Source organism: Pseudoalteromonas sp. Scap06, assembly GCF_013394165.1.
In the GTDB taxonomy this organism is placed as follows: domain Bacteria; phylum Pseudomonadota; class Gammaproteobacteria; order Enterobacterales; family Alteromonadaceae; genus Pseudoalteromonas.
In genome coordinates this window covers 342,094-365,393 of sequence record NZ_CP041331.1, presented here as the reverse complement: position 1 = coordinate 365,393, position 23,300 = coordinate 342,094, and the positions used below count along the sequence as shown (strand labels likewise).

Sequence of the window (23,300 nt, the reverse complement as noted above, 5' to 3'; positions counted from 1 at the left end):
CTTTTTTGAACAAAATGTAATGGGGGTTTACAGCTTCTTATACTTCTTTTTTCGGTTATATAAGTACACTTTTTCCATATATCCAGCACCAAGAACTATCGATGTAAATGTGCCTGTCTTTCTTAGATTGATGATCAACGCCTCCAACTCAGTGGATCTTCAGGCTGTTTGATAATAAAAGTTTGGATACGAATATTACTCTTTTTTAAAGTAATATATTAATAACTTTCAAATGTTTGCTTGACTATTGAAGTTTGAACAATATTAAGCATTTGGCCTACAACTCTAATCACGCAATGCTTTTGATTAATGTCATATCGATTTATAAATGTTCAATTATGCTCAGAATGGCGCTGTAGCCAAGGGTTTGGAGCTATTAGATCATATCAGTTAACAAAGTGCGATCCCGCCCTGGGACTATAGAAGTGTGGTTTAATTTAGTTTTGATTTAACTAAATAAGTAAAAAAAAGATATTATATCTCTCATTTTATTTTATATTTAATTATAATAATCAAATATTTATGTAATTTGTTAATTGTTTGTTTCTTTTGTGGGTGAGTGGTTAACGGTGAATGTTCCTCTTGTGGGCAATGATTGGCAATATCTCGCGTATCGCGACTTATTAACGGATTACATATACCACTTCTTCGTATTGATAGGTAATAATTTTTTATGAGAACCACCGCTCAAACCATTGCTAATATTAAACCTTCGGTTTGTATTAAGCATATTTCAGCAATCAGCTCTTTATTTAATCTGGGAAAATTCAGGTTGAAATCCGGTATTAAATTACTTGCATATAATGCCTTTGCTTTACTTTTATTTGCTTTTACCAGTATGGCATACGCCAATAACAACCCAGTGTGGCAGCATTGGAGTAAAGATAAAATTGCTTCATTTACAAACGGTTATCGAAGTGATGTGGCAGACTTTAATCAAGATAATCTACCTGATTTTATTGTTACGTCATTGTATGGCAATGCTGTTAATGTATATCTAAATGATGGCAATGGTAAATTTGCAACAGTCGTGTCTCCATTAGGCGCAGATGGTGCAGATTTACGGGAAGTCGCCGCTGGTGAATTAGACGGTAAACCAGGTCTCGACTTTGTTGTAGCAGATTTTAAGAACGACGCTGTGTATTTATACACCAATAATGGCGCGACGCCGACCCCTGCTTTTACTCGTACGACACTACCAACAGATATCGCATCACCAAATGGTGCTCAGTCTATCAGTCTCAGTGATCTAGATGGTATCAATGGTTTGGATATTGTTTTAGCGTCTCAAAATTATCGCGATCGTATATATGTTTATCTAAATGATGGTGCTGGTAATTTCACCCAAAGTCGGATATACGATGGCGATAATTATTCGTTATTTGAGATAACAGTTGCTGATGTTTCTGGCGATGATATACCTGATATTATTGCTGGTGACTTAGGTAGTACAGCTGGACGTAACTTCTGGTTAAAGGGTAATGGTGATGGCACGTTTCAAGCGGGGTTAAATTCATATGCCACAGAAGCAACTGATTTACCCTCACTTCAAACTGCTGACTTTAATGGTGATAGTACCAACGATATATTTGCTATTTCTAAAACTGAATTATATTGGTTTGAAAATAATGGTACGGGTTCGTTCACCGAGCATTTGATCAACCCAGGTGAGCCTATTATCGATAATGGCTCGCAGGGAAATGTGGCTGATATCGATGGAGACGGCGATATCGATATTTTAATGGGTTCAGAGAGCGATGTCATTTGGTATGAAAATAATGGTTTAGGGAGTTTTACAAAACAGCAGATAAGCTCAGGTTTTGAGCTAATAAATGCTGTCAATGCTGTTGACTTTGATGGTGATAATAGCCCAGATATTGCGGTAGTCGACAGAGTTGGCGGGGGAGTTTTTTGGTTAAAGAGTCAAGCTGATTTTAGTGTCGAAGAAAAGAACGTTGTAGTAGGCAGTGTTAATGCCGAAGATATGGATAGCGACACTTTAACCTATAGCATTTCTGGCGGGGTAGATTCTGCGAAGTTTAATATAAACTCAAGTAATGGTGCTCTTACTTTTCAAAATGCACCTGATTATGATATCCCAGACGACGATGGTAAGGATCGTATCTATAACTTTAATGTAAGTGTTAGTGACGCAAAGGCAAATGTGATTATGCCTGTTGAAGTCACTATCACCGAAGCTCCTAAATTTGCACCCGTTATTACCGAAGGAACCTCAGTGTCGGTAACTATGAGTGAAAACGCAAATCCAACAGCCTTTGTATTAACGCTAAACGCTACCGATCAAAACAACGATACATTGACTTGGTCAATTAGCTCAAATGCTACCAATGGTATCGCGAGCGTTTCTGGCACAGGTACTTCAAAAGCGATTGGCTATACCCCAAATATCAATCACGATGGTACTGACCGCTTTAACGTGAGAGTCAGTGATGGTGAAGGCGGTATGGATACAATTACTGTCAATGTCATCATACAAAACGTTAATGTGCTGCCAATGGCGACATCTCAGACTGTTTCTTTAGCTGAAGATACGGCGAAAGCGATGACCTTGAAGGGGACCGATAGCGATGGCACCATTGCCCGATATCTTATCGGTACACCTTCTCACGGTAGCCTATCGGGTACTGCACCTAACTTAACCTATATCCCCACTGCTGACTTTAATGGTAAAGATAGCTTTTCCTTTACAGTGACAGATAATGATGGCGGCGTCTCTTCTGCTGCAACGGTATCGATTTTGGTATCATCGGTAAATGACCTACCGACAGCGAGCGCACAATCTGTATCGGTTGAAGAAGATGGTAGTGTGGGTATGACATTGTCAGGATCTGACCGTGACGGCACCATTGCCCGTTATCTTGTCGGTACACCTTCTCATGGAAGCCTATCGGGTACTGCACCTAACTTAACCTATATCCCCACTGCTGACTTTAATGGTAAAGATAGCTTTGCCTTTACAGTGACAGATAATGATGGCGGCGTCTCTTCTGCTGTAACAGTATCGATTACTGTATCGTCGATAAATGACTTACCTATGGCGAACGCACAATCTGTATCGGTTGAAGAAGATGGTAGTGTAGGTATGACATTGTTAGGCTCTGATCTTGACGGCACCATTGCCCGTTATCTTGTCGGTACACCTTCACATGGCAGTCTATCGGGTGCTGCACCTAACTTAACCTATACACCCACTGCTGACTTTAATGGTAGCGATAGCTTTACTTTTTCTGTAATTGATAATGAAGGCGGCGAGTCAGAGCCTGTAAAAGTCGATATCACCATTGATGCAGTAAATGATGCGCCATTGGCTGAAGATGACACCATGGAGTTTGATAAAAATGGTCAGAATAGGTATGTCCTAGATGTTTTAATCAATGACAATGATATTGATGGTGATACGTTAAGTGTTGTATCGGGCAATGCTGATATTGGTAGCGTGGTTGTTGAAAATGGCCAGCTTGTCTTTAATGCCCCTCCTGGTTTTATAGGGTCACTCACATTAACTTACCTCATATCTGATGGTAATGATGGGACTACTACCGCAACAGTCACGCTTACCATTAACGGCTTGTTTGATGACATCGCGCCAACGCTTACCCTACCGGAAGATCGAGTCGTTAATGCCACAGCGTTATATACTAAAGTTGATTTAGGCGTAGCAACCGCACTCGATGCGAACGGTAACCCATTACCAGTATCGCTGGTCGATAATCGTGCAATGTTTTCTCCTGGTATAAGTAAAGCTTACTGGCAGGCTACCGATGCTGACGGTAATCAGTCAATTTCAGCACAAGGTGTTCAGATCCATCCGCTGATTTCTATTGGTAAAGACCAAACCGTTGTGGAAGGGAGTACGGTAACGGTGAAATTTTACTTGAACGGCACGTCACCGACTTATCCAGTGGTGGTACCGTTTACTGTGTCAGGTGATGCGCTTGAAGGGGCTGATCATAGCTTAATATCTGGTGAAGTCGAAATTAGCGAAACCAACACAGCGAGTATTACTTTCGAGACCTATGACGATAGCGTCGCTGATAGCGGTGAAACCATAGTAATTAGCCTGTCTGATACCGTGAACATTTCTCCAGATTCTGTACAAAATATCACATTATCTGAAGGCAATATTGCACCAGAGGTGATGCTTACGGCTAAACAGCAAAACGAAAACCGTACGTTATTGTCGCGATCTGATGGCGAGGTAACCGTTAGTGCAGCCATTAGCGATAACAACAGTGCAGATAGCCATACACTCCTATGGTCAAGTACGTCAGATGAGTTAAGTGTGCTAATTAATAGGACAGTATCTGAAGCCATATCGTTTGATGCGGCAGACTTATCGGTTGGTATTCATAAGTTAACAGCACAGGTTAAAGACTCGGGTGAGCCAGGATTAACGACACAGGCCGACATCTACCTAAACGTGGTGAGCGCGCTACCTGTATTAACTGAAACTGATACAGATGGCGACTTAATTCCTGATTCACAAGAAGGTTTTGCTGATAGTGACGGTGACGGAATTGCTGATTACTTAGATGCTATCAGTGTGTGTAATGTGGTCCCTGAAATGATCAGCACGCAAGCCACCTTCTTAGTAGAAGGTGAATCGGGTGTATGTTTGCGTAGAGGCTCGGCCGCACCTGCAACGCAAAGCGGTAGCTTATTGTTAACCCATGAAGAAACCGTTCAAGCTGTCGGTGAAGATGGGGAAGCTAAAATAGTTGGTGGTATCTTTGATTACATTGTTGTTGGTTTAGAAAAGCCAGGACAAGAATACAAATTAGTATTACCACAGCGCCAGCCTATTCCACTTAATGCCATCTACCGTAAGTACACTGATGCAGCTGGTTGGGGAAATTTTGTTGAAGATGCTGACAACATACTGTTTTCAACCCTTGGTGAGCCTGGATTTTGCCCTCCTCCTGGTAGTGAGCAGTGGCAAGAAGGTTTAACGGAAGGTCACTGGTGTGTGCAGTTACAAATTGTTGATGGTGGCCCGAATGATAACGACGGTGTTGCCAACAGTAGCATTGCTGACCCTGGTGGTGTAGCTATTTACTTAAGCACGAATACCACACCCGTTGCTGAAAACGATGCAATTACGATACAGTGGAATGAAGCGGCTAATATTGATGTATTGGCCAATGACAGCGACATTGATGGTGATGAACTGCTCGTGCTAAGTGCAAGTGCAAATTTTGGTGCGGCAGAGGTGTTAGCGAATTCATCACTTAGCTACATGCCAAAACCAGACTATGCGGGTATAGATATCATTACCTATGTAATTTCAGACGGTAATGGTGGCACAACAAGTGCGCAGGTGAGTGTTAACGTTATTGCGAATCGTAGCCCAGTTGCTAATGATGACGTTGCCTCGACGGATGATAGAACAGTTATAACGATTGATATATTGAAAAATGATACCGATGAAGACGGCGACACGTTAATGATTATCTCTGCGTCAGCGATACACGGCAGTACTGCGATTGTGAATAACTCTATTCAATATACGCCGGCAATAGGGTTTGATGGCACAGATACTGTCACTTATATTATTTCTGATAATAAAGAAGGTGAAGCTAGTGCCAAGGTTAGTGTGAGTGTTGATGCCTTTGAAAGCGCTACAGTCGTTAATGAATCAAAATCAAGTGGTAGTATGTCGTTATTCACCTTATTGCTATTGCCTTTAGCATTTGTGAGACGGGTGAAATCTATCAAGTTATTAGCTGCAACTATATTAATGTCTAGCCTTATGGTTTTGCCTGCTAAGGCTGAGTGGGGGCTTACGGCGAGTGTTGGCCAAGCAACTGCGCATGTATCTAAAGGTGAGCTGAATAGAGCCTTGGGCTCGTTAGATGCACAAATAACAGCTTTAGATGACTCTGATACTAGCTGGAAACTGGGCGTTGTTTATCAGGTTAATACGAATTGGTTTGTGGATGTTAGTTATCAAAGCTTAGGTGATTTCTCTGCTAGTATCGATGGTATGACATTAGATGGGAATGCATTTAAGCACGCTGTTTCAAAAGTCCAACCTATAACAGCAGGTGGTATCTCTGCGGCTGTTGGGTATCAGTACTTTATTAACGACCAGTGGTATTTAGGTGCTAGCTCAGGCGTATTGGTGTGGAAAAGTGACAACAAGACTTATAGCCAGGGTTTGGCAACGATTAACCGTGAAGAGAATGGTACTGATCTCTACTTCGGTATTGAGCTAGGTTATCAGCTCTCTGATAATATGAGTGCTGGACTGGGTTACACATACTATGGTCTAAAACAGCATGATATTAGCTCTGTTGGGTTAACGGTTAAATACTTTTTATAATTAATTGTTAGCATTCATATTTTTAAAAAAACCTATAATGGCGTATAGCTGTTATAGGTTTTTTAACGTTATAACGATGTGATGTTGAGTGCTTACTAATCTCACTGATGAGATCAGGGAGCGAGTATACTTTGATGAATTTATAATCCAAAAAAAATACTCGGACTCGATAATCATCGCTTCATCCAGCTTTTTTCAATTTAACCTTCTGGCTTGCTACTCCACAATCGCATTGCTTCAACATGTTGATCACGAATAGTCTAAACAACGCTATGTTTTTTACCGCACCATCTAACGTAATGCGAGAGTTCTCCTCTTTAAAAAGAATATCTAAATGTAATACGGGTTGTTTTCAATTCGCAATGCTGTCGAACATAATGCCCTAAAAACAAATAGCGTGTGGCTTTTTTAATCAAAATGTAATGGGGGTTTACAAAGCGTAAGTTGGATAGAGTGCAACGAAACCCGACAATAATAAAAAATGACTTATAAACTCAATGTCATCTAAAATAGCGAAGGCTCACCATGTTATTAGCCAGTTTTCAATTTCGATAACATCATCACGATCAAACACCATTAAACTTGAATGAGAGCGAGCATTAAAAGTTATTTTTTTTACTAACTCATTTTGTATAGATGAAAAGTAAGCCGAGGGGGATAGAGAGTCAATATCTGAGTTAATTAACAATACAGGTTTTTTAGTCTCAGTTAATTTAGGCAATAAATTTGTTTCTTGAATGGTTACTCCTGCCTCAAACATTGCTTGGTTAACAATATTATCAATCTCGCTATGAAAAAAATGACTAAGCAAAGGCGATTTATAAGGTAAGTACTCCTTAGCTGCAACATCAAAACTCATCATTGGGGCAAGTAAAATAGCAGCGTCAACATATTCTGATGATAATAAGTTACTTGCAGTAAGTGCTCCCATAGAATGGCCGACTACAACAGTCTGGTTATTTGGTTGATTTAAAAGTGATTCAGCAAGCAGTTCATTTAAAATGCCGTGCTCTTTTGCTGCAAATACAAATGCTTCAGTTGATTCACCATGGCCAAAAAGATCTGGAATAATAACGTTCATACCAAGCGCTCTAAAATAGATAGCTGAGGCCATCATTGCTTCTTTACTGCCCCCATAGCCATGAAGCAATAAAGCAGTGCCTTTAAAACGATTAAATGTATCTGGTGTCATTCTGTGTGAAATTGTATTTTCTACATTATTACCAGTTGCATGAAGGTTGTAATAAACAGAACTCTCTTGCGAAAATTCGGCTGCTTGATAAGGTTCAGCAGTCAGATATGTAATGCATTGAGTGGTACTAAAAGAGCAAAAATTTTGTTTTTCAAAGCCAATGTCGCTAGGTTTTGCTTTTATAAACTGTGCTTCAGAAAGATAGATACCGGGGTTTGACATGACGTAACTGCCAATAGAAGTACAGCCAGACAAAGAAAATATATAAAGTGTAACTGCTAATAGTTTGGTGAAATTTTCCATTTTCGCTTCATTAGTTAAACTTGAACATCAACACTTTAATTAAGCAGATAACGTCCTATGAGGTGGAAGAGGTTTTAGCCGTTAGTTAGGCATTTTTTTATTATTTCAAAGTACCTTAACAGTATCTTCTATCCACCTCAATTTTCTCGAGTAAATAAATCTGTTTGGTATTAGGTAGACACTTGCTTATTAATCAAAACCCAAATTTAGTGCTTAGTTACGACTTTGAGTTACTTTTTTATCTAAGTTTTATGGATTTAGGTAATTGAAAATTTCACTCTCTTTTTAATCAAAATGGTGTGAGGGGTTTACAGCTGAGGTCAAAGGTTAAAGGAACAAGGTCAAAGATTTTTAGTTACGGTAAGTTGGGTAGAGTGTAACGAAACCCAACAAAGAAAGGCGGCTTTGCTCAATAGCAATGCGCTAAAGGCTCAACAGGTAATAAGTGAATCGTTTAATACTAAACATGGCTTGGAATTAGAGTCGTATTAAAAGAGTAGCATCCATGCCACTGCAAGTGCGATATTAATAAAAATTAAGAGCTTGGTTGCGAAGGTTGATACTTATTAACGAGAATGTGCTGCAAACTTTTAAGTGCCCGCTTTATCGCTTGCAGCATACTTCTTCCTTTTGTATTTACATTAATACTGGGTAGCCCCGGCAAAAGAATATTAATTTTGCATTGCTGCAAAGTGCCGTGGCGCTCACTCGAAAGATCATTTATTTGAATCTCTACTTTACGAATATTTAAAGCATGTTTTGCCAATTGGCTTTTTATCAACTTCAAAAGCGACATCTTTTCACTTGCGTTAATTATCTTATTTTTAACTGTAAGTTTTAGCTTCATGCAATTACACCTTTTAATAGTAACTATGTTGCAGGCATGACTGTAATCTACTAACTTAGTGGCAAAGGAAAAAGCTGATTATTTCTTACTTTAAAACAGGTATTTTCGAATGATTACCAACATCAACTACAATCACTTATATTATTTTTGGCAGGTAAGTAAGCACGGCAGTATTGCTGCGGCGAGTAAAATACTTAATTTAACGCCGCAAACGGTCAGCTCACAAATTACTAACTTAGAGCAACGATTAGGAAAACCACTGTTTGTTCGCCAAGGCCGAGGCCTACAGTTAACGGAGTTTGGCCATGTAACTCAGCAATACACCAATGATATGTTTGCTATTGCTCACGAATGGCTAGAAACCACGCAAGGTGATACCACGCAATACTCACGAACGTTAAAGGTCGGTATTTCAGACGTGTTGCCTAAATCACTGGTGTCGAAGTGGCTAGCGCCTTTAATTAATAACGACTGTATTACCAACTTGCACTGTATTGATGGCCAACAAGATGAGCTGCTGGCACAAATGGCGATTCATAAGATCGATTTAGTGTTAGCTGATAAACCACTCGATACTACCTTGTCATTTAAGGCGTTTTGTCATGAAATAGGCAAAAGCCAAATCGCTCTTTTTGGTAACGAAACATGGCATTCGCAATTACATAAGCAGTTTCCGCAGTCTTTAAACAACAAGCCTTTAGTGCTCCCCGCAAAAGAAAGCCCCGTCGCGCGTGCTATTTATTATTGGCTGCAAGAGCAAGAGATTGAAATGACAATAGCAGGCCATGTTGACGACAGCGCATTAATGAAATCACTCGGTGAGCAAGGGTTCGGGATATTCCCTGCGCCTATTTTGGTAAAAGCCGAAGTGGAGCGCCATTACGGCGTAAATTACATTGGTACAATTGATAATGTTTATCAGCATTATTATGCCTTTACGCCCGACAGGCTCATTAAAGACAGTATTTATGATGAATTTATAAAGCACGCGCAAATGACGTAGATTTTAGTTAATCGCCTTAAGATTGACGGGCGTCGGGGTGCGGGTTACGGATCTAAAACCTTACAGTTCAAATAAATATATTAAAAATATCAACAAAGCGATAAAGAATACCGGAGTGAGCAAATAAAATATGATATTGGCTAAAATTTTATTATTATCTCTAAACTTTAATACTTTTTGGCGTGCGGCAATTAAGGCTGGGAATGTAATAAACCCTTGGATACCGATAGCTAAAGTAATAGTAAGTTGCATGATAATAATTTGCCAGTATTGCTCTGGGTCATCAATTAACGATGCTTGTTGATAGTCGCTGCCTGTCGTTCCAAGCTGATGAGCAGTTCCTGTAATTAACCCTATGATAGGTGATATCAAAAAGAACAAAGCAACACTTAAGATTGTTTTATCAACTTTATGCCTTAATTTAACTATTTTCATAGCATCCTTGCCTTAAAATTTTTTATTTCAAAATATATTCGCAAGCAAGCCTGCGAACTTTAACCTTATCGAGTAAACATATTTATTGCCATTATTATTAATAAGCCGGCAAATATTTTCTTTATGGTTGAAACTGGCAAATAATGGGTGGCTTTAGCGCCGAGTGGTGCGGTAAACCATGAGGTGCATACAATACCCAATAAAGCGGGCAAATATACAAAGCCTGCAAATCCTTCTTTTAGGCTAAATAACTGGCTGCCTGAACTGATATAACCCATTGAACCAAACAGGGCTATCACAATGCCTGAGGCCGAGGCGCAGCCAATGGCTTTTTTCATATCGACAGAAAAAAACGTCAGTAACGGCACTAATACTGCCCCGCCGCCAATACCTATCATGGCAGACAAGCCACCGGTTATGGTCGTATAAACACTCAGTAGTCCTTTATTTGGTAACGGGCGCTCTAATGATGAATCATTCTTACCTGAAAAAATCATTTTTAATGCAATTAACACCACACTTACAGCAAATACCAAACGTACCACATGCTCAGGTAACAGCGCGGCCATAAAGCCACTAATGAGCGCGCCAAAGGCAACGCCCGCCATCACCCAAGGTGCAATATCCCACGGTACATTGCCATTTTTATGATGCGCAATAGCCGACGAGGTCGAGGTAAATAAAATAGAGGCCAGTGAGGTCGCAATGGCAACCACCACTACTTGTTCAGGTGGCAAAGCATTAAAGTGCAGTAATATCATGCTGAGTATGGGCACAATCACCAGCCCGCCCCCTATTCCTAATAAGCCCGCTAAAAAACCAACACCGCTACCTAATATGGCGCAGTATATAATTAACACTATTAAATCACTCATTCCTTTTGTCTCTTCTTATGTTGTGGAAAGTTCTGCGACGGCGAACTGCTTAATAAAGTGCTTAAGCTCACCAAGGTTTATCCGAGTATATCAACAACCGTTTATGCAAATGGCACTTTAAGTGCCTATAAGCATTGAATAATACTCACGTTTTGTATGAGTAAATCACAACACACGTAAAAACATCTAGAAATCTAGACTTCTAAAGTGGGTTTTATCGCATAGGGAGCGTCTACTAGCCTAATTTATTCATTCAACTTAGTAAGAGAGTGAATCTGGCTCATGTTTTACCTGAAATAATACCGTTTTTCTTCATGCTACATAGCGCGTATAAATTTATTAACTCTGCAAAGCACCATTACAGTTATCCCGTTAGTTTGGTTTTAACAGCGAGTAATGTGTCATTGATAAAAGCAGTAACAACTCAAATTGAAAGGATACGGCTATGAGCACTGATCTTACATTTACTATTAAAAGCACTAACTTGGATGAAAACTACCATCCATCAAATAACACACGTATTACGACTAATTTCGCTAATTTAGCAAGGGGTGAAAGCCGCCAACAAAACCTGCGTAATACCCTAAAAATGATCAACAACCGCTTTAATGCACTGGCCAGTTGGGATAACCCACAAGGGGATCGTTACGAGATTGAGCTCGAGATCATTTCGGTTGATTTAGATATTACTAGCAGTGGCCAGGCATTTCCGTCAATTGAGGTATTAAAAACCAATATTATTGACCGTCAAACCAACGAGCGAATTGAGGGCATGGTGGGTAATAACTTTTCATCGTATGTGCGCGACTACGACTTTAGCGTGTTACTACTTGAGCATAACAAAAGCAAACCGCAATTTAGCATTCCCGATAACTTTGGTGACTTACACGGCAAGTTGTTTAAATGCTTTGTAAACTCAAATACCTATAAACAGCACTTTAAAAAGCCACCGGTTATTTGTTTAAGCGTGTCTGATAACAAAACCTATCAGCAAACCGAAAACTTACACCCTATTTTAGGCGTAGAGTATCAGCCTAATGAGTCGTCGTTAACAGAGCAATACTTTAAAAAAATGGGCTTACAAGTGCGCTACTTTATGCCACCAAACAGCGTTGCGCCGTTAGCGTTTTACTTTTTTGGTGACCTACTTAACGACTACAGCAACCTTGAACTAATTAGCACCATTAGCACCATGGAAACGTTTCAAAAAATTTATCGTCCAGAAATTTATAACGCCAACGCCGCCGCTGGTAGCCGTTATAAACCTAATTTAAAAAATGACGACCATTCGTTAACGCAAATTGTGTATGACCGCGCAGAGCGAGGTCAATTAGCGGTAGAGCAAGGTAAATTTACTGAGCAGCATTTTATTAAGCCTTATCAGTCAGTGCTGCAGCAGTTCTCGGCAAGTATCGCTTAATCACACAACAAAATTAAAGGCAGCATTTATTATGAAAAAACTATTACCTACATCATCAGCAGGCAGCTTGCCAAAACCGTCATGGCTTGCTGAGCCCGAAACCTTATGGTCACCATGGAAATTACAAGGCAGTGAGCTGGTAGATGGCAAACACGACGCCCTACGTATTTCCCTGCACGAGCAACAAACTGCAGGCGTAGATATAGTCAGCGATGGCGAACAAACTCGCCAGCACTTTGTAACCACCTTTATTGAACACTTAAATGGCGTTGATTTTGAAAACCGTAAAACAGTTAAAATTCGCGACCGTTACGACGCCAGCGTACCCACAGTGGTTGGCCCTGTGTCTCGTACTAAATCGGTATTTGTTGAAGACGCCAAGTTTTTACGCCAGCAAACCAGCCAACCAATTAAATGGGCACTGCCCGGGCCAATGACCATGATCGACACCCTGTATGACGATCACTATAAAAGCCGTGAAAAACTAGCGTGGGAATTTGCTAAAATACTCAACCAAGAAGCCAAAGAGCTAGAAGCCGCAGGGGTTGATATAATCCAATTTGATGAACCCGCTTTTAACGTGTTTTTTGACGAGGTAAACGACTGGGGCATAGCCTGCCTTGAGCGAGCCATAGAAGGGTTAAAATGTGAAACTGCCGTGCATATTTGCTACGGCTACGGCATTAAAGCCAACACCGATTGGAAGAAAACCCTCGGCACCGAGTGGCGACAATACGAAGAAGTATTCCCAAAGCTGCAAAAATCGAATATTGATATTATTTCGCTCGAATGCCAAAACTCACATGTACCCATAGAGCTACTAGAACTGGTACGCGGTAAAAAAATAATGGTGGGCGCAATCGATGTAGCCACCAATACCATAGAAACTCCCGAAGAGGTGGCCAAAACCCTACGCGAAGCACTTAAATATGTAGATGCCGACAAACTCTACCCATGCACCAACTGCGGCATGGCCCCCCTGCCCCGCGACATCGCAAACGGCAAACTTAAGGCCCTAAGCAAAGGCGCAGAGCTAGTACGTAACGAGTTATTAGCAGCGAATGTCGCTTAATTTTAATTACAGCTGCTGCAAAAAAGCCACACCTTAACACATGTTGAGGTGTGGCTTTTTTAATCAAAATGTAAGGGGGGTTTACAGTTGAAATGCAAGGTTAAAGGCAAAAGGTGAAAGGTTTTAAGTTAGTTGAATCTTGGTTGGGTTGAGTGCAACAAACCTAGTGTAATTAAATAAATTTAACCGAGTCGCTTGGTATTAATGACTGAGTGAAAATTGCCATAGTCAGACAATGGCAACGCCGCCTTAAGCGGCGAGTAAAAGTTGGCTAAAATGTGAAGCGAAAAGAGCCAACTGCTACTAATTCGTCTTTAAGGCTTTGTAATTAGCTTCTACTATCATAATCAATTGATTTATTGATGAAATAACCAAATCAGGTTTCTCCAATGGTATATTGTGCCCTACAACATTTGAAGTAATATGAATAGAGTTTGGGTTATTCTTGACTAACGAGGAATGTAGGTTTCTCCAAACCTTTTTGCCTTCGGAACTATGGCCAATCCACCAATCACTTTCAGCGTTCTTAGTAGATGTGACAACAATCGTGGGTATCGTCATTATTGTTCCGCCATCTGATAACATACCTTTTTTATATTCACTTTGTAATACAGCCCATTCTCGACTGCCAGCCATAATAGTATTTAATTTTTTCTCATCATTTTCGGCCCATTCATTATTTAATTTTTTAAGTTTATTTGAAAAAAGTTCGTGGCTTGGGTCAAGTAAAACCATTCCACTGATGTGGTCAGAAAAAGAAGCCGCATATTCTCGAGCATGTAAGCCTCCATAAGAATGGCCAACTAAGATAATGTCTTTTTTCACTTTTAGCGTTGCCAACAAGTCATTTAAACGTTTATTCGAGCTCTTTAACGAAACGTCAGGTAAATCAGTGGATTTACCAATTCCAGCACGTGAATAAATAATTATTCGCTGCTGTAATTCCTGTAAATCTCGAAGTAAAGGCTTCCAGTAATTTACGCCCATACCAACACCTGATTCGATAACGATATTGAACTCACCTTCTCCAATATCGATGTATTCAAGATTTGCACCATTGATTTCAGCGACACTAACATGTGACTGACTAAAAGAGCTAAAGCTCATAATTAGTATGTAACACAAGCTGAGTAATACGAGTATTTTCAACTAACTCTCCTTGGCTTAGAATGGCTAAATCAGGACACCGTAGGCGTCACCTGGATTTACTTGTTATGTTTTCGGGCATGTAAACAACCAAAGGGGGTCAACAACCAAAGGGGGTCAACAACCAAAGGGGGTCAACAACCAAAGGGGGTCAACAACCAAAGGGGGTCCAACAACCAAAGGGGGTCAAATCTTGACTTCAGACATCAACAACCAAAGGGGGTCAAATCTTGACTTCAGACATCAAATTCATTGACCGACCCGTTATCCTTATTTTGCCTATTAGATAAAGTCTAAAGCAATAAGATAAATCAGTAACCCCCTACTTCTAGCTATTACTTAATTAGATCTATTATTTATATAGCCTTTCTGTGACCAACTTTTACCACTAATATGATCATTTCAGAGTCGTGTATCTCATAAATTATACGGTAATCAGCTACCCTTACCCTATACTCATTGAGTCTGCCTTTCATAAGTAAATTTCACCTAGAATTCATAGAGAAATATAATGCCCCAATAATGGGCTAAAAGCAGCTGGCTGATATAAGCAACGCGAGGGCAATAATCTAGTGTTTTTACCCTCATTATATGCATTAAAGCTGATCAAAATAGTCGCCAGCTTTTTGTCTGAAAAATACATTGCAATACTTTAATTCAACTTGTAATGGATCTTTTTTTAAGACCTTAACATATGGATTCAGCTCCAATGTAACTGTAATAGTTTTGGACAGCAATAGCTCATTGTATAGGGCTCGTTTACGTTTTTCGGAGCCCGAGTGCGGCATACGAATTATGATATCCTTTTTGCAACTTGGAGCGGCGATTGGAAAGCGTTCCTTAGGAACAAATACTTCAAATTGACCACCTTTAGAAAATCCATATTCAGTGTTTACAGAATAATTGCCTGAAGTAAGTTCGTATTTCATGTGATAATAATCGGAATACTTTCCGGTATTAACTTTGATCTCTTGAGCATTAAGTTGAAATGAGATTAATAACACCAAGATATTCAATAGGTACTTCATACTATCCTTATACACGTGACAGTTTACAAAACATCATTTTGGTGGTTTATAACGCAGCAAAATGGCGGTTAATATTGCCACTGGTTAAATTAGAAGCCAACTCATCACAACATAACTAAAAAGAGTTAGCCAAGCCATTATACGATTTAGGGTTACGATAATGAACAGACATTTTATGGGTAGTTTCTTATTTTTAGTTGCTGTTTTATTGGCCGTGGTGACGGAAGTTTACTTAACCCTCACATTTAGTGAGTTTATTTTAGCCGGTAAAGGTATTGGCGTTTATGGAGTATTATTATATTTTGTTGTGATGATAGTTAGTTCCCTTTTATGGCTACTGTCTTACCGTATTAGTAAAAGCCGAGCTCAAGCTGCTATATTTTGGCTTTTAGCATTAGCCCTCACTCCTGTCGTTATATTTCAGCCTACATGGTGGTCTGCTCCACTTCTCAATTAATTTAAAGCTTAACTTTAATACTTAGATTAATGTGAAATTGCAGAATTGATTTCCACAGCATTTTGTAAACTCTCCTTCAAAAGAAACGAAAAAACCCCACCTTACCATACGGTATTTTTAACCAAACCGTAACGGAGGTTTACAGTATTCAACTGAATGCAAAGCTGTTCGTTAGCAAAAGGTTACTATTGCCATTGCTTTGTGTAAAAGCATTGCGGTTAAGGATTATTTTTTGGTTTTTTAATTTATATTCAATGTGGTCGCTATATTGTTTTGAAGTGCTATTCTGATATATCAATTTGTAATTAATGCCGTTTTAATTAAGGATACTAGTCGTTGTTTTTTATTAAACCTAAGTTTATTTACAGCTCTTGTTCTATTTACAAACCTAAAATATCGTTTTCATTATTTTTTGTGCTGCTGTGTTTGCCATTTTTTGCAAATGCTCAATTTGTCATTGGCATAGTAGGAAAAACTAAAAACGATAGCTTTTATATTCAGGCGTACAAAGGGTGTACCGAGTTTGCAAAGTCAAAGCCTGACGTTACCTGTAAATATGATGGGCCTGATGATTATCAAGATATTCGAACCCAAGCTTTAATTATTAATGACATGATGAAAAGTGGGATTGATGGTTTATTAGTTTCAATATCAGATTCTGATTATTTGGTAGAGAGAGCCCTTAAAGATTTATTTGAAAAAAACATTCCTGTTATTACTTTTGACTCAGATTTATTAGCAAAAGATCACCAGTACAGGCTCGCTTACGTTGGTACTGATAATTTTGACTTTGGTGTTGCGTTAGGCAATCAATTAAAGAATTTAGTAAGTGAAGAAAATAAGCGTATTTGTATTCAATCTGGTCATCCTACTGCACCAAACTTAAATAAAAGAATCGCAGGTGTTAGGTTTGCGCTTTCTGGGCAAAGTAGTCAGCGCTTATCGGGAGAAAATGGCTGGAGCGAGTATAACCGCTGCCCTCTTTATAGTTTAGGAAAAAGGGGCGCCTCCTTAGAGCAAGTAAAAAGCCTTACAAAGATGGACAAGCCTCCTGCGTTTGTTGCTGTTGCCGGTTTTGCGCAATTTAATACTGAGTACATAGACTTGATGACACCCTACAAACATAAACTTGATTCAAAAGAACTTATTATTGTTTCAGCAGATACCGAAAAAATACAATTAGACGCGCTTAGCAAAGGTTTATCTTCATCAAATGTTGGTCAAAATCCATATGAAATGGGGCGACTCAGTGCGCAGTTAATGTATAACGTAATTAAGCATAATATAAAGCCTGCTGAAGCGTTTTATTTTTTAGACTTTCATTACTGCCAACAAAGCAACGCCCAAACATGTACTGTAAATTATTAATATTTAACCACAATGTGTTGAAAGATTCACTTTGGACACCCAATTTACCATGCGCTATTTTTAACCAAACCGTAACGGGGGTTTACAGTAACGACTTAAAACGCGGGTGTTGTTACTGTACTTTATTAACTGATAAGGTGAATAATATTGAGTAGTAAAACCGCGTTTTAGTAACGATTTAAACAGGAGTCCATTAATGGCAACTACACTGGCGTTTGATGTATACGGTACGCTTATAAATACCCATGGCGTGGTGTCGTTACTTGAAAATATGGTTGGCGACAACGCGCACGCATTTTCAACTACTTGGCGTGAAAAACAACTCGAATATTCGTTTAGACGCGGATTAATGCAAAACTACGTGCCGTTTTCGGTGTGTACTGAGCAGGCACTTAATTATGCGTGTTTACTGCACAAGGTAACTTTAAGCGATGAGCAAAAAGCACAGTTATTAGCACGCTATAAAACCTTACCGGCATTTGATGATGTTAAAGCAGGGCTTGAGAGCTTAAAAGCACAAAACTATCGGTTATTTGCGTTTTCTAATGGTGCGGCCAGTGCGGTAAATACTTTGCTCGAAACGGCAGGCATAAGTGAGCTTTTTGAAGGTGTAGTGAGCGCCGATGATATTAAAACTTTTAAACCCAACCCCGGTGTTTATAGTCATTTTTTACGTCAGGCAAATTCAACCGGTGCTAATACCTGGCTTATATCGAGTAATCCGTTTGATGTTATTGGGGCGTTATCGCACGGTATGCGTGCTGCGTGGATACAGCGCTCAAGTGAGGCTATTTTTGATCCCTGGGAACTAACGCCTACAATAACGGCGTGCGATTTACATGATTTAAAAACCAAGCTGGCCAGTAATAACCAATGATTTAGTGGGCAGGGGTTAAATAACACCAATGAAAGGCTAGGTTTGCGCTTACAAACCTAGCCTTTTTTAGTCTTTAATTGCAATGGCAATTTCTATTTCGTTACTGTTTTTATAATACTCAAAATCACTGGTGTAAGTACGTTCATAGCGGCAATCGTCTGAGCTGAAGTATTGCCAAATTTCGCCCCATAAATCGATCACCGCATCGGGCATTTCACCCTCACCTTTAAATACCAAATAACGCCCCGCTTGGATGGTTACTTTTTTAGCTTCAGGGAGTTTAATTGATAAATTATCGCAGCAGGCAATTACGTCAAAATCGCCTGTGAGATCGCTTTCGTAATTAGTATACACACCATACACTTTGGTGTTTTCTGTAAGGCTGTTGGCAAACTTTTCACCAAATTTTTGCCAAAGTTCAGCTATATTTGCAGTGCCAGCGTTCATTTCATTGGCGTTGCAGGTTCTTACTTTTAAGCCGATTAAGGTCTGACTTGCTAGTTGCTTTACTTCCATCATGACGTCCTTTAGCGTTAATACAAACACCAACGTAACAGAAAAACCGCCAATACTTTAAATATTGTATTAAATATTTCATAAATAATGATTATTAACCTCAATTGCGTATTTATTGCTCATATTTAAATAGGTGGTAATGGCTAAACATAGCTTTGCTACCGCTAAAATAATTTACTTAACTTTCTGTTTTTTAAGTTTGTTTTTTTGCATGTAATGCTTGTCGTTTAATAATGTGGCTTATCGATTTTTGTTAAAAATATACGACAAGCTTATTAGCTCTAATTTAAAAAAAGTTGTTATCTAATCTTTTTTCATTATTGTAAATCTAAATCATTATCATTAAGATCCTTGCACCTAAAAAGTGTACTCAAGGAACGTTGGTGTGTCTCAATCTCAAGTGTTAAATATTAATACCATTGAAAAACAGGCTGTATTTGAACAAAGCGGCCTGCCCCCACAATTCAATTTAGAGCAGTTCATTAATTATCAGATAGCGTCATTGCAAGGGTTGTCGGCAGTTCAGCAAGCGATGGCTAAAGCCCAAAAACCATTTTCAGGTGTGTCGGTAAATGCGTTAGCAAAAGTAGTAAACGATGTTGATTTATCAAAGCCTTTGGCTGACTTTCCAGCGGTGCTTGAAGAGCTAAAAGGCGTGTATTTAGATCATGCTGTGTATTTTCATCATCCGCGTTATATGGCCCATTTAAACTGTCCTGTAACCTACCCTGCTGTTGTGGCCGAACATATTATTGCTGCTATTAATACCTCGGTAGATACGTGGGATCAAAGCGCAGGTGCGACGTTAATTGAGCAAAAGCTGATTGATTGGACATGTCAAAAAGCAGCATTGCCAAGCACTGCCGATGGAGTATTTACTAGTGGCGGCACACAATCAAACTTAATGGCAATGTTAGTTGCTCGTGAAGTGGCTGTTAGCCGCTATGCGCCAGAACATCAGGTAAAACTTCAGGGCTTACCAGCTGTTGCCTCGCGCTTTAAAATTTACTGCTCTGAGGTGGCGCACTTTAGTATTCAAAAAGCAGCAGCGTTACTGGGCTTAGGTTACAACGCCGTGGTGCCGGTGGCTATAAACAGCAAAATGCAAATGGATATGCAGGCACTTAAAACCGCCATAGCAACAAGCAAAGCGCAAGGTGATTTACCCATTGCAGTGGTTATTACCGCAGGCACAACCGATTTTGGCTCAATCGATCCAATCCATAATATTGCCATGCTGGCTAAAGAAGAGCAGCTATGGTGCCACGTAGATGGCGCTTATGGTGGCGGTTTGTTGGTGAGTGAGCACCATCGCAATGCGCTTAATGGCATTGAGTTGGTTGATTCAATAACGATTGATTATCACAAATCATTTATGCAACCGGTTAGTTGTAGTGCCTTTTTATTAAGCGACAAACGCCATTTTAGCCACATTACTTTATATGCCGATTATTTAAACCCATTAGCAGAGGCCGGTAATGGCACGCCTAATTTGGTAGATAAAAGTCTGCAAACCACTCGCCGTTTTGATGCCTTAAAATTATGGCTAACACTGCGCACCACTGGAGAAGCACCACTTGGCCGCGCGTTCGATAAAGTTATTGGTCTTGCGCGCCAAACTCATATTGTACTTAACGATCACCCCGACTTTGAAGTAGTTAACTACCCCGAGCTTAGTGCCTTAGTATTTAGATTTGCCCCTGATGATTTAAAACATGACCTTGATTTACTCGACTCTTTAAACCTGCATGTACGACAAACGTTTTTAAAAACTGGTGAAGCCATGATTGCCCGTACAAAAATAAATGGTCGTCATTATCTTAAATTTACATTGCTTAATGCGCAGTGCCAATTATCTGATGTACGCGCTGTTATTGAGCAAATTAGCCACATTGCATGGCAAACTTATAGGGAAATTGCATAATGGATAATCAACCTTACGATTTTATAGCTATTGGCCTTGGCCCATTTAACTTATCTTTAGCGTGTTTAAGTGAACCGCTCGAAGATGTAAAAAGCCTGTTTTTGGAACAGCGCAGTGAGTTTGATTGGCACCCTGGAATGATGCTTGAGGGCGTTACATTACAAACTCCGTTTATGTCGGATTTAGTAACCATGGCAGATCCAACCAGCCAATATAGCTTTTTAAATTATGCCAAATTGAATAATCGGTTATACCCGTTTTATATTCGCGAAAGCTTTTTTTTATTGCGCCGTGAATACAACTTATATTGCCAATGGGTTTGCTCGCAGCTTTCAAATGTTAACTTTGAACAAACAGTCACTCAAGTTGAATTTTGCCCGCAAAGTGAGTGTTATACCGTTAGCTGTAACACCCCTAATGGCATGCAACATTATGTGACTCGCCATATTGTTTTGGGCACAGGGCCTGCACCGTATATTCCTGATTGCGCTGTGCAAAGTAACTCAAATAACGTAATGCACAGTAGCGATTTTTGTCATCGGCTTGATGAATTAAAAGCGGCTAAACGAGTTACCGTGGTAGGGGCTGGGCAAAGTGCAGCAGAAATTTACCACACCTTATTGCAGCAAGCAGTACCGCAAGGTTTGCAGTTAGATTGGATAGCACGCTCACCGCGCTATTTCCCGCTTGAGTATACTAAGCTCACCCTTGAAATGACCTCTCCTGAGTATGTTGATTACTTTTATAATTTAAAAACTGAGCAGCGAGATTGGCTCAATCAAAACCAAAAAAATCTATTTAAGGGCATTAACGGCGATTTAATTAACGACATTTTCGACACCCTCTACGCGCAAAGCCTTGATGGGCCAATTTCTACTACATTTAAAACTAACAGCAGGCTAACAGGCACTCAAAAAGTAGGTAAGCGTTTACTGACTGAGTTTTATCATCAGGAGCTTGAGCAGCCCTTTTCAATAGAAACCGACTTTTTAATTTGTGCCACGGGCTTTAAATATCAGCGCCCTGCTTTTTTAAATAATATTGCCCACCAATTACCCCAAGATGAGCAAGGTCGTTATTTAGTGAGTCGTGAATATGCGGTAGATAGCGAACAAAAACGTATTTTTGTACAAAATGCCGAGCAGCATACTCATGGTTTTGTAACTCCAGATTTAGGTATGGCTTGCTACCGTAATAGTATTATTTTACGTGAAATTTTAGGTTATTCGCCTTATCAGGTTGAGCAAAAAATTGCTTTTCAAAACTTTGATTTAAGTGATGTAACCCTATCAGCACAACAGCAGAGTAGCGCCGCATGAGTCTTCGTTTAGCGCTAATTTTGCTGACGGTTATTTCGGTGGTATGCGATACCTTGTTGCTACCGTTTTATCCGCAATTTTTTGCTAGTGAATTTGCTATTAGTAACGCCACGTTAATCGGCCTCTTTGTGGCTAACTGTTGTATTACTGTAATGCTGGCTTTACCACTATGGGCTAAGGTCGCTAAAAAATACAATGAGTTGGCTTTGTGGTTAGTAACCCAAGTAGTAGCCGCTGGTTTTGGTCTGCTTTGCTACTTTGCGACCAATGTGTGGGAGTTTTGGATTTACTACCAACTTATGTTGGTGCTAAAGGCAAGCTACCTACTTATATACCCATTTGCACTGCGATTAGAGCAACAAACTAAGCATTTATCTATTATTGGTTTGTTTTCTGTATTGATGCATTTTGGTGCGATTGGTGGTGCTTTAATTGGTGGTTACTTCTTTAGTTTAGCAGAGCCACGCTATGCGTTATTACTCAGTAGTGCCGGTGACCTAGTTCAGGTTTTATTATGCGCCTACTTAATGTATTCATTAAAAACAGGTATTTATCAGCAAGCAATAGCGACTGAAAAACCGCGAGAACGTATTCCCTATTTTATTTGGCAATTTTGCTTTTTAAGTGTGGTGGTTTATTTTAGCGCGTTTTTAATTCGCCCCTTCTTTACTACTCATTGGCAAGCATTAAACGCACAAAGCAGCACCTTGCAAAGCGCTGTTGTATACGCCATTCCTGCCTTTGCCGCGCTTGTTATGCTGGTTTTTAACCATTTCAGGCAGCATTTACCACTGCCAACATTAAGCCGCACTAGCACTTTGTTATGTGCACTTATTTTAGGGGCGCTTGGGCTTTATTTACAAGCGCAGGAGTCGGTTGGGTTAGTGATTTTATCACGTGTTTTATATGGTTTTGCGCTATTTCAAGTGATGGTACTGCTAGAAGTAATGCTATTTGCCAAAAGTGAGCCTGCACATTACGGCAGCGACTTTGCCAAAGTGCACATTGCTCAAAACATCGGGGTTATTTTAGCGTCGTTACTAGTGGGTATGAGCGTAGAGCATCTTTCAACAACGGTTGTGTTTTACTTTGCTGCTATTGGCTTTGCAAGCCTTGCCTTTATTTTGCTTTGGCGGGTTAAGGCTGTTGCTCGAACTGCGCGTTCAGCGTCTTAG

At 39.8% G+C, this 23,300-nt stretch carries 18 protein-coding genes and 1 pseudogene; 10 read left to right on the top strand and 9 right to left on the bottom strand.

Annotated elements, in window-relative coordinates:
- Nucleotides 1–673 precede the first annotated feature (673 nt).
- Nucleotides 674–6,343 carry an Ig-like domain-containing protein gene (locus FLM47_RS17085; RefSeq protein ID WP_178957074.1) on the top strand — a complete coding sequence of 1,890 codons (5,670 nt, stop codon included), beginning with the start codon at nucleotides 674–676 and terminating at the stop codon, nucleotides 6,341–6,343.
- A gap of 181 nt (nucleotides 6,344–6,524) precedes the next feature.
- Here FLM47_RS17085 and FLM47_RS18985 read toward each other — a convergent pair.
- From FLM47_RS18985 to FLM47_RS17075, 3 genes and pseudogenes are all read right to left on the bottom strand, one after another.
- Nucleotides 6,525–6,735 (bottom strand): annotated as a pseudogene (locus FLM47_RS18985) (ISAs1 family transposase); the annotation flags it as partial.
- A gap of 128 nt (nucleotides 6,736–6,863) precedes the next feature.
- A complete protein-coding gene (locus FLM47_RS17080; protein ID WP_178957073.1) occupies nucleotides 6,864–7,838 on the bottom strand; it encodes an alpha/beta hydrolase in 975 nt (324 codons plus the stop codon).
- A 535-nt stretch (nucleotides 7,839–8,373) separates the two neighbouring features.
- Nucleotides 8,374–8,685, bottom strand: a complete 312-nt coding sequence (locus FLM47_RS17075) for a hypothetical protein (protein WP_008110823.1) — start codon at nucleotides 8,683–8,685, stop codon at nucleotides 8,374–8,376.
- 109 nt (nucleotides 8,686–8,794) lie between these two features.
- On the opposite strand from FLM47_RS17075, the gene nhaR reads away from it, so the two are divergent.
- Entirely contained in the window at nucleotides 8,795–9,688 is an 894-nt protein-coding gene (gene nhaR / locus FLM47_RS17070; RefSeq protein ID WP_178957072.1) for a transcriptional activator NhaR, read from the top strand.
- A gap of 60 nt (nucleotides 9,689–9,748) precedes the next feature.
- Here nhaR and FLM47_RS17065 read toward each other — a convergent pair whose 3' ends face one another.
- Together FLM47_RS17065 and FLM47_RS17060 are read right to left on the bottom strand one after the other, a co-directional pair.
- Complete coding sequence (locus FLM47_RS17065; RefSeq protein WP_178957071.1) at nucleotides 9,749–10,123, bottom strand: hypothetical protein; 375 nt, start codon at nucleotides 10,121–10,123, stop codon at nucleotides 9,749–9,751.
- 65 nt (nucleotides 10,124–10,188) lie between these two features.
- A complete protein-coding gene (locus tag FLM47_RS17060) occupies nucleotides 10,189–10,998 on the bottom strand; it encodes a sulfite exporter TauE/SafE family protein (protein ID WP_178957070.1) in 810 nt (269 codons plus the stop codon).
- A gap of 445 nt (nucleotides 10,999–11,443) precedes the next feature.
- Between FLM47_RS17060 and FLM47_RS17055 the strand changes: the two genes are divergently transcribed.
- On the top strand, nucleotides 11,444–12,418 hold the full coding sequence (locus tag FLM47_RS17055; protein WP_008110817.1) for a DUF1852 domain-containing protein: 975 nt from the start codon (nucleotides 11,444–11,446) through the stop codon (nucleotides 12,416–12,418).
- A gap of 31 nt (nucleotides 12,419–12,449) precedes the next feature.
- Nucleotides 12,450–13,490: a methionine synthase gene (locus FLM47_RS17050; RefSeq protein WP_178957069.1), complete on the top strand. Its 1,041-nt coding sequence runs from the start codon at nucleotides 12,450–12,452 to the stop codon at nucleotides 13,488–13,490.
- 303 nt (nucleotides 13,491–13,793) lie between these two features.
- Here FLM47_RS17050 and FLM47_RS17045 read toward each other — a convergent pair whose 3' ends face one another.
- From FLM47_RS17045 to FLM47_RS17035, 3 genes are all read right to left on the bottom strand, one after another.
- The gene (locus FLM47_RS17045; RefSeq protein WP_178957068.1) at nucleotides 13,794–14,639 is read right to left on the bottom strand and encodes an alpha/beta fold hydrolase; all 846 of its coding nucleotides are present in this window, start codon (nucleotides 14,637–14,639) and stop codon (nucleotides 13,794–13,796) included.
- A gap of 353 nt (nucleotides 14,640–14,992) precedes the next feature.
- Nucleotides 14,993–15,112 (bottom strand): type II toxin-antitoxin system RelE/ParE family toxin, encoded by a 120-nt coding sequence (locus FLM47_RS18980; protein WP_178957067.1) that lies wholly within the window; start codon nucleotides 15,110–15,112, stop codon nucleotides 14,993–14,995.
- A gap of 120 nt (nucleotides 15,113–15,232) precedes the next feature.
- Nucleotides 15,233–15,664, bottom strand: a complete 432-nt coding sequence (locus FLM47_RS17035; RefSeq protein ID WP_178957066.1) for a hypothetical protein — start codon at nucleotides 15,662–15,664, stop codon at nucleotides 15,233–15,235.
- Nucleotides 15,665–15,824: 160 nt separating this feature from the next.
- Between FLM47_RS17035 and FLM47_RS17030 the strand changes: the two genes are divergently transcribed.
- From FLM47_RS17030 to FLM47_RS17020, 3 genes are all read left to right on the top strand, one after another.
- Complete coding sequence (locus FLM47_RS17030) at nucleotides 15,825–16,121, top strand: hypothetical protein (RefSeq protein WP_178957065.1); 297 nt, start codon at nucleotides 15,825–15,827, stop codon at nucleotides 16,119–16,121.
- 336 nt (nucleotides 16,122–16,457) lie between these two features.
- Nucleotides 16,458–17,489: a substrate-binding domain-containing protein gene (locus FLM47_RS17025; protein ID WP_178957064.1), complete on the top strand. Its 1,032-nt coding sequence runs from the start codon at nucleotides 16,458–16,460 to the stop codon at nucleotides 17,487–17,489.
- Between the two features lie 196 nt (nucleotides 17,490–17,685).
- Nucleotides 17,686–18,366, top strand: coding sequence for a haloacid dehalogenase type II (locus tag FLM47_RS17020; protein ID WP_178957063.1), 681 nt, complete (start codon nucleotides 17,686–17,688; stop codon nucleotides 18,364–18,366).
- A 66-nt stretch (nucleotides 18,367–18,432) separates the two neighbouring features.
- Here the strand turns inward: FLM47_RS17020 and FLM47_RS17015 are convergent, their stop codons facing one another.
- Complete coding sequence (locus FLM47_RS17015) at nucleotides 18,433–18,882, bottom strand: GyrI-like domain-containing protein (protein WP_178957434.1); 450 nt, start codon at nucleotides 18,880–18,882, stop codon at nucleotides 18,433–18,435.
- A gap of 385 nt (nucleotides 18,883–19,267) precedes the next feature.
- Between FLM47_RS17015 and FLM47_RS17010 the strand changes: the two genes are divergently transcribed.
- Genes FLM47_RS17010 through FLM47_RS17000 form a run of 3 tightly spaced genes read left to right on the top strand, consistent with a single transcriptional unit; the run spans nucleotide 19,268 to nucleotide 23,300 of the window.
- Nucleotides 19,268–20,806 (top strand): aspartate aminotransferase family protein, encoded by a 1,539-nt coding sequence (locus FLM47_RS17010; RefSeq protein ID WP_178957062.1) that lies wholly within the window; start codon nucleotides 19,268–19,270, stop codon nucleotides 20,804–20,806.
- Nucleotides 20,806–22,125 carry a lysine N(6)-hydroxylase/L-ornithine N(5)-oxygenase family protein gene (locus tag FLM47_RS17005; RefSeq protein WP_178957061.1) on the top strand — a complete coding sequence of 440 codons (1,320 nt, stop codon included), beginning with the start codon at nucleotides 20,806–20,808 and terminating at the stop codon, nucleotides 22,123–22,125. The genes FLM47_RS17010 and FLM47_RS17005 overlap by 1 nt, the downstream gene beginning before the upstream one ends.
- Complete coding sequence (locus FLM47_RS17000) at nucleotides 22,122–23,300, top strand: MFS transporter (RefSeq protein WP_028834626.1); 1,179 nt, start codon at nucleotides 22,122–22,124, stop codon at nucleotides 23,298–23,300. The genes FLM47_RS17005 and FLM47_RS17000 overlap by 4 nt, the downstream gene beginning before the upstream one ends.

Bases quoted from the DNA above. Each gene is read 5' to 3' on its own strand.
- FLM47_RS17085 (WP_178957074.1), top strand. From the start codon at position 674: ATGAGAACCACCGCTCAAACCATTGCTAATATTAAACCTTCGGTTTGT.
- FLM47_RS17080 (WP_178957073.1), bottom strand. From the start codon at position 7,838: ATGGAAAATTTCACCAAACTATTAGCAGTTACACTTTATATATTTTCT.
- FLM47_RS17075 (WP_008110823.1), bottom strand. From the start codon at position 8,685: ATGAAGCTAAAACTTACAGTTAAAAATAAGATAATTAACGCAAGTGAA.
- nhaR (WP_178957072.1), top strand. From the start codon at position 8,795: ATGATTACCAACATCAACTACAATCACTTATATTATTTTTGGCAGGTA.
- FLM47_RS17065 (WP_178957071.1), bottom strand. From the start codon at position 10,123: ATGAAAATAGTTAAATTAAGGCATAAAGTTGATAAAACAATCTTAAGT.
- FLM47_RS17060 (WP_178957070.1), bottom strand. From the start codon at position 10,998: ATGAGTGATTTAATAGTGTTAATTATATACTGCGCCATATTAGGTAGC.
- FLM47_RS17055 (WP_008110817.1), top strand. From the start codon at position 11,444: ATGAGCACTGATCTTACATTTACTATTAAAAGCACTAACTTGGATGAA.
- FLM47_RS17050 (WP_178957069.1), top strand. From the start codon at position 12,450: ATGAAAAAACTATTACCTACATCATCAGCAGGCAGCTTGCCAAAACCG.
- FLM47_RS18980 (WP_178957067.1), bottom strand. From the start codon at position 15,112: ATGAAAGGCAGACTCAATGAGTATAGGGTAAGGGTAGCTGATTACCGT.
- FLM47_RS17035 (WP_178957066.1), bottom strand. From the start codon at position 15,664: ATGAAGTACCTATTGAATATCTTGGTGTTATTAATCTCATTTCAACTT.
- FLM47_RS17030 (WP_178957065.1), top strand. From the start codon at position 15,825: ATGAACAGACATTTTATGGGTAGTTTCTTATTTTTAGTTGCTGTTTTA.
- FLM47_RS17020 (WP_178957063.1), top strand. From the start codon at position 17,686: ATGGCAACTACACTGGCGTTTGATGTATACGGTACGCTTATAAATACC.
- FLM47_RS17015 (WP_178957434.1), bottom strand. From the start codon at position 18,882: ATGGAAGTAAAGCAACTAGCAAGTCAGACCTTAATCGGCTTAAAAGTA.
- FLM47_RS17005 (WP_178957061.1), top strand. From the start codon at position 20,806: ATGGATAATCAACCTTACGATTTTATAGCTATTGGCCTTGGCCCATTT.
- FLM47_RS17000 (WP_028834626.1), top strand. From the start codon at position 22,122: ATGAGTCTTCGTTTAGCGCTAATTTTGCTGACGGTTATTTCGGTGGTA.